Genomic DNA, 9,488 nt, shown 5'->3' with positions numbered 1-9,488 from the left:
ATATAGGGATGCGAGGAGCCGAAATCGATAGGGTTTGGGCGTTAATTCGCAGGTCCCGGGCCGCGCCATTCCAGCGCGAGGTCGTCCTGGGTCAGGGTATCGCGCGGCGCTTCGCTCGCGGCGATGTCGCCTTCTCCGGCAAACGCAATGGAGCCGGTATGGTCGGGCGCCTTCTTGTGATCGGCCTTGCTGCCGTCGTTCTTGTCGTTGGTGATCTGCTCTTTCTTGTCGTTGATGATCTGGTAGAGCTTCTTCGCACCGTCCTGGGCGCGCTGGCCGATGATGGTCGCGGCCTGGCCGCCGACCTCGCAGGCCGCCGGCTGGCGCTTGCAGAACTGGGTCATGTCGGAGACGGCCGCGGTAGCAGCCTGCACCGCATCGGAGGCGCCGATCTGCGGCATCTTCTCCGATTCGGGCGTCTTGTCCCTGGGCAGGAGCACCAGCACCAGCCCGAGCCAGAATGTGATGCGGAGCAGAAAGCGCATCTTGTCGACCTGTCGGTTAGAGTCCGCCCGCGGCGATCTCCGGGGAAGTCGGACCTAGCAACCCTCGATAAATCGCAAGTGATTGCCTTGAGCTTAATTCGTGGAAAATTGACCCAAGATTCTTCGCAAGCCGCGGTCTCGTAAATTTTCGATTGACGTCCACGGCTCGCGATTTCCCCGGGCGGCCCTTCGTCCACCAATTCGAAACCATGCGGAGGATGGTGAAACCCTGTGTTCACCATCCGCAGCGAAGACCTCGCCAAATTGTCTAAAAAGCTCCGCGATCACGCGGTGTTCCGCGGCACTCGGCACCGCCTTAGCACTCGTTTAAGGTCGCTCTGACACGGTGGCTCAACGACAAGGAGGCGTTCCGGCGCGTCTTCCATAAGACGATTGAGCTGAAGCGCGAGACCCGTGACAGTTTTGAGTATCATCCGCGATTGTCTCGATGCGCTGCTGCATCCCTCCGCGCGCTACGATGCGCTGATGCGGGCGCGCCATCGTGCTTTCATGGCACCGCGGCTGCTCGGCAGCCTGGTCGCCTTCGCCGCATTCCCGGTCTATCTCGCCATGCGCGGCGCGCCGAGCGCGATCGAGGTCGCGGCCTTCGCCTGGCTGATCGCGCCGATCATGTTATCCTGGTTCCTGTCGCGCACCGGCCGGTACGAGGGCGCGCATGTGCTGTCGTCGCTGGCGCTCGCCGGCCTGATCATGGCGGTCGCGGTCACGACAGGCGGCATCGAATCCTTCGCTGCGGTCTGGCTGGTCGTGGTTCCCCTCGAAGCCGCGCTGTCGGCCTCGCGTCGCGTCGCGGCTTTCGCCTCGCTGCTCGCGCTGTCCTGCGTCGGGATGCTGATCCTGATCGGCCAGCTCGGCTGGGTGCCGGCGGTGGAACCGAGCGCTGCGGAGCGTGGTGTGCTGATGGCCTTCGGCGTTGCGTCGGCGACCCTCTATGCCGCGGGCCTCGCCTTCGGCGCCGAGTCGCTCGCGCGTACCAGTGTCGCACTCCTGTCGCGCGAGGAGGAGCGCTATCGGCTGCTCGCCCGCAATATGAGCGACGTGATTTCGCGGCATCAGCGCAACGGCGCCGTCGAGTTCATCTCGCCTGCGGCAGAGGCGATGCTCGGCCTGCCGGTGACGCAACTGCTCGGCCATGGCTTGTTCGACCGCGTCCATGTCGCCGACCGGCCGGCATATCTCACGGCATTGTCCGATGCGGCGCGCGGCGACGTGCGCAGCGTCGAGTTCAGGCTGCGGCGGGAACCCGTCGGTGCGGAGCGCGGTCAGGTCGATTTCATCTGGGTCGAGATGCGTTGCCGCCCCCTCGACCAGGAGAGGGCCCATGGCGTCACGCAGGAGAGCGAAGTAGTCGCCGTGATGCGCGACGTCACCGGCCACAAGCTGTCCGAGCAGGCGCTGGATCAGGCGCGCAGCGCCGCCGAGGCGGCCGATGCCGCCAAGACGCGTTTCCTCGCCACCATGAGTCACGAGCTGCGGACCCCGCTCAACGCCATCATAGGCTTCTCCGAGATGATCGCGCAGGAGCAGGCCCTGATGCTGGGCGTGGCCCAGCGCAAGGAATACGCCGAGCTCATCAACGCGTCCGGCCAGCACTTGCTCTCGGTCGTCAACGGCATCCTGGACATGTCGAAGATGGAGTCCGGCAATTACGAGATTGCGCCGGAACCGTTCGCGCCGCGCGCCTCACTCTTGCATTGCTGCAATCTGCTGGCGCTGAAGGCGCGGGAGAACGGCATCGACCTGATCACAGACGCGCCGCAGGACCTGCCGGTCATGACCGGCGATCCCAGGGCCTTCAAGCAGATCGTGCTCAACCTCGTCGCCAACGCCATCAAGTTCACCGAGCGCGGCGGGCAGGTTTCCGTTTCCGCTGCGGTGGCGGGTTCGCAGCTGACACTGCGCATCAGTGATACCGGCGTCGGCATCGCACCCGACGACCTCGAGCGCGTCGGTGCGCCGTTCTTCCAGGCCGGCAAGACCTATCAGCGCCGACACGAAGGTACCGGCCTCGGACTTTCGATCGTCAAGAGTCTCGTGGCGTTGCATCTCGGCGAATTGACGGTACAAAGCAGGTTGGGGGAGGGCACTGCCGTCACCGTCAAGCTGCCGCTCGTCTACGCGCCGCCGCAGGTCAAGCCGGCGAACGAGAAGGCGAGCGAGGGCAAGATCGCGACCTTGACGCCGGGGCTGCGCCAGGACCTTCACGACCAAACTCACGACCAACCCGCTCTGGTGAAGAAAAGTGCCTAGGAAGTCTGCAAAGGACGACAACGCGCCGCGCCGCCGTGGCGCCAAAGCGGCGGTCGTCGATGTCGAGACCGAGCGCAACCTCGTGCTGCGCGTGCTGCTGCACAGCCCCAAGGATACGCTGGCCGGCCTCGTCGCCGTCGGCGCGATCGCTGCGATCGTGGCCAATGCGCTGTTTCTCCAGACCGGCCGCCACCCCGCGCCGATGTTCGGCACGGTGATCCATCTTCCCGCGCCGTCCTCCGTGCCGCTCCCGAATCCACTGCCGCGTCCACGCCCGGTCGGCGCCGATACCTCGCCGCTCGAGCCGCGCGCGACGGAGTTCCGGGCCGAGCCCAGGCCTGCGGAGACCAAGCCCGCCGATTCCAAGCCTGCCGAACGCATGGCCGAGAAGGCGCCCGAAAAGCCTGTCGAGGCGGCCGCCTCGACGCGGTCGAACGATCCGATGACCAATCTGGTCAAGGCCACGACCTCGACGCCGCCCGCGGCCCTGCGTCCGCCGGCGCCGATTCCGGCGCAAGGCCCGGCCGCACGGCGCATCGCCGGCGTGCAGCGCGCGCTGTCGGAATACGGCTACGGCAATCTGAAGATCACGGGCACGATGAGCGGTGAGACCCAGGCCGCGATCCAGAAGTTCGAGCGCGAGCACAAGATGCAGGTCACCGGGCAAGTGTCGGACCGGCTGCTGCGCGAGCTGGCCGCTGCGATCGGCCATCCGGTGGAATAACGCTCCGGCAAGTCATTGACGCCGATCAACTCCGCATATCACTTCTCTGCACATCAGCATGGCGTTTGCGAGCGAGCGATTTGCGTGGGATCAATGAAGGGCGGCGCTCTGCCGGAACATGATCACTCATCCGCATCAAGGAAGAGAGGTCGTCATGTTCAAGGTCTCGATTCTCGTCTGGATCATGCTCGGAACGGTGCTGGCGGGCGTCAGCCTCATCGTGGTGCTGATGGTCCCGAGCTTCGCCGCCGACGCCATCAGGAACATCCCCTATGCCGTGGCGATCGGATTCGCGCTCGCGATGCCGCTGTCATATGTCGTCGCGACGCAAATTCGCGGTGGTCAGGGCGACATACGCAAAGCGTGAGATGCACGAGGCTGGCGCGCGACCTCGCGCTGGCTTATCGTTGAACTCATGCGTCTAAAATCCAACATCTGGGTGGCCGCCTACCTGCGCCGCTGCCAAACGGAAGGCGTGTTCGGCGCCGTGCGTCGCCGCGGTGCCGAGGAGGCGGGCGCCGTGTTCGTCAAGGTGGCGCTGCTCGACGGCAATGCGATGCTGTATGCGCCGGCGCCGCAGTCGTCTTACGACGACGACCGGCCGGTCGATCGCTTCTTCGTGCCGGTCGCACCGCAGCCACTGCCGGAGCAAACCGTCGAGGAGCGGCTGACCAAGGAAATCCGGTTCGACCCTGACGCCTGGATCGTCGAGACCGAGGATCGCGCGGGCCGGCATTTTCTGGAATTGGCGAAGGCGTAGCTATCGCTCTCGTGTCCCGGACAAACGGCGACGCGCAAGCGGTGCCGTGCAGAGCCGGTGCCCGAGCCGATCAGCGCTCCGACGAACCGGTCCCCGTCCGCACCGCCGGGCTCGCGCCCGGCTGCACGCCCGGTCGCGTCTGGCTTGCGCCGGCGCGGGCGCGCTGGCGGTCGCCGTCGTGCAACGCCGATTGATACTTCGCGCGGGTGACGGCGAGCGTCGAGCCGCGCCAGGCGGCCAGCATCACCAGCGCCGAGCGCTCGGCGAGGCGGTCGTAGAGCCGCGACAACCGATACACGGCGTTCACCGACGTGCCGATCTCCGGCTTGAAGAACAGCAGGATGCGCTGGAACACCGGGCTCGGCATGTCGAGCGCGCGCGCGGCGACCGCGAGCGCCTCGCCGCCGGCATCGCCGACGATCTGTGCCGCGACGCGCGAGGGCAGGATCAGGCTGTCGCCGAGCTCGAAGGCGAAGTTCTCGACGTCACCTGCGATGGCCGCCATCTCCAGGATCTGGATCGCGCGCCTGGCGCGCACGGTGGGAATGCGCGGCGCCGCCTTCAGCGGGGTCTGCGAAAGATTGTGCAAGATCAGCGCGCGCTCGGAGGCGCCGGCGCGAAAGAACATGTCGTGGATTTCGGCGGCTTCCTTCGGCTGCATCGCCATGTTGGCGGTCAGGCGCTGCTCGGCCTCGATCGGCTCGCGCACCGGAGCGGGTGCAGGCGACGTCGTCGGGATCTCCCGGGCCAACGGAACCCGGCGGCCTTCCTGCGCCGCGACCAGCCCGAGCTTCTGCAGCACGGGGACAGGCGTCCGCGGATAGACCGCGAGTCGCGCCTTGACCGCCGCGCGCGTCGCATCGTCGACCTGGTCGATCAGCCGTGTCGCGAGCTCGACGAACTGCCGCTGCTCGTCCTCGCTGTGGGTGCTCGTCTGGACATAGAGGTCGGTCAGCACGCGCAGCAGCGTCGGGCGGACGTCGACACCTTCGCGACGGGACAGGGTCATCAGCCCGTCGAATCCGGGAAACAGCGACTTGGTCATGGAGGCGTACGCAACTCGGAAGAGATACTCGGGGCGAGCCTAGCGCACGTTCTTTTAAAGGCTCGTTAAGGAAAACGAGCCGTGAAGCCGGGCGTGCAATTTGCGGCGTTGTCGTGTCGCAACGGGACGGCGCGGTGCAGCCCGTGGGGTTACGGTTCCAATGCCGCGTTTACACCCCGTTAACCATGAACTGATCTTAATGAATGCATGTTGCTGGGGCGCGTTCGGTCGCGCGGCAATCGAGAGAGCTGACATGGGGACCATCATCGAATTTCCGGCCGGTCGCCGGGTGGGCTCGTCCGGGGATGTCGCTCCGCGCGCGGACATGGGAACGATCCTGATCCTTCCCGTGATCCGCATCGAGCGTGAGGCGGACGAAACCAGCGGCGATCGCGGGCCGGAGCAGGGCACAGCGCCGGGGCGCCGTCGTCGCCGCCGCTGACATCCGGCTTCATGCTATGCCGGACTCCATCCGCCAGATCCGGCCCCTTGTGACGGCCGTCCTGCTCGCGCTTGCGGGCGCGACGCTCTGCGCCTGCAGCGGCGGCGATTTCGGCCGCACCCGCGAGAGCATGCGCAGCGACGACATGCATCGCTGGCTGGGTGCGGAGGTCACCTCCAGCGTCGGCCTGAAGCCCTCGCAATTCCAGCTCACCGACGAAGAGCGTCAGCTTCGCGATCTCGCCTATCCCATGATCGAGCCGCCGCTGTCGCGCCCGGCATGGAAGAGCGTGTTCGGCGACTACAAGGCGATGCCCTCGCCCTGGCGGCAGAAAGTCGTGTTCGACCGCACCATGTACGGCCGCACGCTGATCGACGAGCCGCACCGCTCGCATTCCTCGCGCTATGCCCAGCTGATCGAGGACGTGCGCAACGACATCACCCGCTTCGAGCCGTTCTTCGCCTCGGCGATCCGCGTCATCGATCTCGACAGGAAGCGCGATGCCAGCATGGCGCGCGTCTCCGCGCTCTCGCCGAGGGAGAGGGACGATGCGGTCGCGCGCATGCAGGAGAACTCGCTGATCGTCCAGTGGGTGCAGCAGTGCCTGGAGCAGCGCATCTCGTCCTATCGCTGGGCGCTGGAGCGCCTGGTGATCCAGGCGCCCGACGGCATGGCCGCCGATGCCGACCGCCTGATCGGCGAGCTGGCCGCGCAGACCGCCAATCCGCCGGTCCAGGGGCAACCGCCTTACGGGCGCGCGGTCGTCTCGAAGGGCTGATCCGCACCGCCAAGGTGCCGGCTGAACGCGGCCACCCTTTCTTTGCGGCCAATCAGCACGATCGGCTCGAGCCGCCGACTCGCTGTCCGCGGAACTCATGCGGACCGCAGCCACCAGCCCTGTTGAGGCATTCGGGAACCGCCTTGATTGCCCTTGTCCTTCTGCGCGGTCGGGATAGGATCATCTCGTTTCTTCAAGTCATTTTTCCCAAAGGTCCTTCGATGAGCTTAGAGGCCATTGGCCCGTTTAAGAGTCGTCCGAACCTTACCTCGCGCCACCTGCTGGCACTCGCCATTCTGCTTCTATCGACCGGCTCTGCAGCCGCGCTGTCGAGGGAGGCTGCGCTCGAGAATTGCCGGATGACGGTCGGCAAGCCGATCGTGCAGGCGTGCATGCGCGCAGGCGGAGGGCCGGGCGGCGGCGCCAATCTCGAAGCCTGCCGCGCCAAGGCAACGCCTCAGGTCAGGGCCTGCGTGATGGCGGCGCTGACGGCCGCCAATGGCCGCGCCAATGTTGCCGTCGAGCTTCCCAAGGAGGCGGCACCGAAGCTGGACATTGGTGCAGAGCTCCCGAAAGACTTCGTCGCGCCGCCGCGCAGCATCGCCGACATCACGGCGATCCTCGACGGCGACAAGCCCGACGAGAAGATGATTGCGGAACTGAAGTCGGAAGCCGACGCCGTGCCCACCGGCAAGGAGTCGCGCCCGGATCTCGCGCAGCTCTATTTCGATCGCGCCAATGCACGCGCGCAGCTCGGCCGGCTCGCCGAAGCGATGGCTGATGCCGACAAGGCCGTGGAGGTCGGGCGTGGCGCCGTCGGCCCCAACCAGCTCGGGCGGATGCTGCAGCTTCAGTCGCTGCAGCACTCGCTCGCGGGCGATCCGAAGCGCGCGCTCGAGATCATGCAGAGGCTGTTGCGCGAATCGGCCAGCATGCCCGGCGCCAAGGGGATGCAGTTCGTGACGAACCGAGGGATCGCGGCCGTCCTCCTTCAGATGGGCGACCTCGCGCAGGCTGAGGCCTATCTTCGCCGCAGCCAGGCCGCGATTCAGGAGGCCCGCACCAGCGCCCATCCGAACTGGCGAGCGGCCTATGCCAAATTCGGCCAGAGCTGGGAAGGCGAGCTGGAGCTCACCCGCGGCGCGATCTTCGAGGCACGCGGACAGTTTGCCGATGCCGAGGCCGCCTATCGCACCGCCGAGCTGCGCAAGCGGGCCAGCACGAAGGCGATCATGGCGTCGGACAGTGCGCCGGCCGAGACCATTCTGTTGCAGGCGATCGACGGCATCGTGTTGAGCCAGGCACGCATGAAGGCGAAGCAGGGCAGGCTGGCCGAGGCCGAGGTGGACGCGCGCCGGGCGCTGCTGTCGCGCCTGAAGGATACGGGCAAGTACAACTCTGTGACGCCGCGTTTCGTCATGGGCCTGGCGGGGATCCTGGTCGACCAGGGCCGTTATGAAGAGGCCGAGAAGCTCGGCCGTGTCGCCCTCGACATCAACACCACGGTGGGTGTGCCCGCGGATTCGCAGGCGACGGTTCAATTGCTGTCGCAGCTCGCCGGCATTCTGACGCTTCGGCGCCAGAACGCCGAAGCGGGCGAGATGTTTGCGCGGATTGAAAAGGCCGTCGTCGGCTGGGACCCGCAGCGCCGCCAGGTGTTTGAGCTCAATCCCTCGCGCATCCTGTCGCTCTATGGTTCCGGGCAGCTGGACGCCGGCATTGCCGCCGCCGAGCAGCTCGTGAAGAAGCAGATCGCCCGGGTCGGGGAGAATCATTTCGACGCCGCCGCGGCACGCGGCACGCTGGCGGTCGGGCTGATGCGCGCCCGCCGCGATGCCGATGCGATCCGCGAGTTCAGGGCTGCCATCCCGGTGATGATGGCGAGTGCCAATGAAAATGCCGACGACGAGAACACGACCGTGGTGGCCGCGCGCAGCCAGCGGCTGCAGATCATCGTGGAAACTTACCTGTTGCTGCTCGGCAGGGTGGAAGGCGCCGGCAAGGACGTCGGCGAAGAGACGTTCAGCCTCGCCGACGCGGTCCGCGGCCGCTCTGTGCAGCAGGCGCTTGCAGCCTCGAGCGCGCGTGCGGCGGCGAAGGATCCCGCGCTCGCCGAACTCGTGCGCAAGGAGCAGGATCTCACCAAGCAGGTCAACGCCCAGCTCGGCACGCTCAACAATGTGCTCGCCCTTCCCGCAACGGAGCGCGACGAAAAAGGCGTTCAGCAGATTCAAGCCTCGATCGCCACTCTGCGCGGCCAGCGCGACACGGCGCGCCTGGAGATCAAGCGCAAGTTCCCGATCTATGCCGACCTCGTCTCGCCCAAGCCGCCGAGCGTTGCCGAGATCCGTGCGACCCTCGCCGATGACGAGGCGATGCTGTCGTTCTATTTCGGCCAGAATGGCAGCTTCGTCTGGGCCGTGCCGAAATCCGGGCCGGTGGCGTTCGCCGTCGTGCAGGCCAGCATCGGTGATGTCGAGAGGAAGATCCGCAAGCTGCGCGAGGCGCTCGAGCCGCAGGCTGCGATGATCTCGGACATTCCGCCGTTCGATCTCAAGCTCGGCCATGAGCTCTACGAACTGCTGCTCAAGCCGGTCGAGAGCGGCTGGAAGCCGGCCAGGAACCTGATCGTCGTCACCAACGGTGCGTTGGGCCTGCTGCCGCTCGCCCTGTTGCCGACAGCAGCAGCAGAGGTGGCCGCCGACGAGGACCCGCTCTTTATCGGCTATCGCAACGTGCCGTGGCTGGCGCGAACCCATGCGGTGTCGACGGTGCCGTCGGCGGCGGCGTTGCGCACGCTGCGGCACTTGCCGCCGGGCAAGCCCGGCCGCGGCGACCTCGTGGCCTTCGGCGATCCCTATTTCAACAGCGAGCAGCACGCCGAGGCGGAAGGCGGAGGAGAGAAGGTCCAGGTCGCCGACGCCGGCGGCAACATCCCGCGCGGCGGCCTGCTGAAGCGGCGGAACAGCCCAAAGCTCGACGG

At 66.6% G+C, this 9,488-nt stretch carries 9 protein-coding genes; 7 read left to right on the top strand and 2 right to left on the bottom strand.

What is annotated here, in order from left to right; all coding sequences use genetic code 11:
• Nucleotides 1-41 precede the first annotated feature (41 nt).
• Nucleotides 42-485, bottom strand: a complete 444-nt coding sequence (locus JHD07_RS20830) for a DUF5330 domain-containing protein (protein ID WP_291625339.1) — start codon at nt 483-485, stop codon at nt 42-44.
• A 414-nt stretch (nt 486-899) separates the two neighbouring features.
• Between JHD07_RS20830 and JHD07_RS20825 the strand changes: the two genes are divergently transcribed.
• The 4 genes from JHD07_RS20825 to JHD07_RS20810 all read left to right on the top strand — a co-directional run bounded on the left by JHD07_RS20825 (nt 900) and on the right by JHD07_RS20810 (nt 4,240).
• Nucleotides 900-2,756 (top strand): PAS domain-containing sensor histidine kinase, encoded by a 1,857-nt coding sequence (locus tag JHD07_RS20825; RefSeq protein WP_291625337.1) that lies wholly within the window; start codon nt 900-902, stop codon nt 2,754-2,756.
• A complete protein-coding gene (locus JHD07_RS20820) occupies nt 2,749-3,480 on the top strand; it encodes a peptidoglycan-binding domain-containing protein (protein WP_291625335.1) in 732 nt (243 codons plus the stop codon). Before JHD07_RS20825 ends, JHD07_RS20820 begins: the two co-directional genes overlap by 8 nt.
• 154 nt (nt 3,481-3,634) lie before the next feature.
• Nucleotides 3,635-3,847: a hypothetical protein gene (locus JHD07_RS20815; protein WP_291625333.1), complete on the top strand. Its 213-nt coding sequence runs from the start codon at nt 3,635-3,637 to the stop codon at nt 3,845-3,847.
• Between the two features lie 48 nt (nt 3,848-3,895).
• The gene (locus JHD07_RS20810) at nt 3,896-4,240 is read left to right on the top strand and encodes a DUF1491 family protein (RefSeq protein ID WP_291625331.1); all 345 of its coding nucleotides are present in this window, start codon (nt 3,896-3,898) and stop codon (nt 4,238-4,240) included.
• 70 nt (nt 4,241-4,310) lie between these two features.
• Here JHD07_RS20810 and JHD07_RS20805 read toward each other — a convergent pair whose 3' ends face one another.
• Nucleotides 4,311-5,285: a DUF2336 domain-containing protein gene (locus JHD07_RS20805; RefSeq protein WP_291625328.1), complete on the bottom strand. Its 975-nt coding sequence runs from the start codon at nt 5,283-5,285 to the stop codon at nt 4,311-4,313.
• 253 nt (nt 5,286-5,538) lie between these two features.
• On the opposite strand from JHD07_RS20805, the gene JHD07_RS20800 reads away from it, so the two are divergent.
• The 3 genes from JHD07_RS20800 to JHD07_RS20790 all read left to right on the top strand — a co-directional run.
• On the top strand, nt 5,539-5,727 hold the full coding sequence (locus JHD07_RS20800; RefSeq protein ID WP_212067156.1) for a hypothetical protein: 189 nt from the start codon (nt 5,539-5,541) through the stop codon (nt 5,725-5,727).
• A gap of 16 nt (nt 5,728-5,743) precedes the next feature.
• The gene (locus tag JHD07_RS20795) at nt 5,744-6,505 is read left to right on the top strand and encodes a hypothetical protein (protein ID WP_291625322.1); all 762 of its coding nucleotides are present in this window, start codon (nt 5,744-5,746) and stop codon (nt 6,503-6,505) included.
• A gap of 359 nt (nt 6,506-6,864) precedes the next feature.
• The coding region (locus tag JHD07_RS20790; protein WP_291625341.1) for a tetratricopeptide repeat protein at nt 6,865-9,488 on the top strand (2,624 nt) is incomplete at its 3' end.

This window comes from Bradyrhizobium sp. (assembly GCF_016462955.1).
Classification (GTDB): Bacteria; Pseudomonadota; Alphaproteobacteria; order Rhizobiales; family Xanthobacteraceae; genus Bradyrhizobium.
This window is presented reverse-complemented; position numbering and strand designations above follow the sequence as displayed.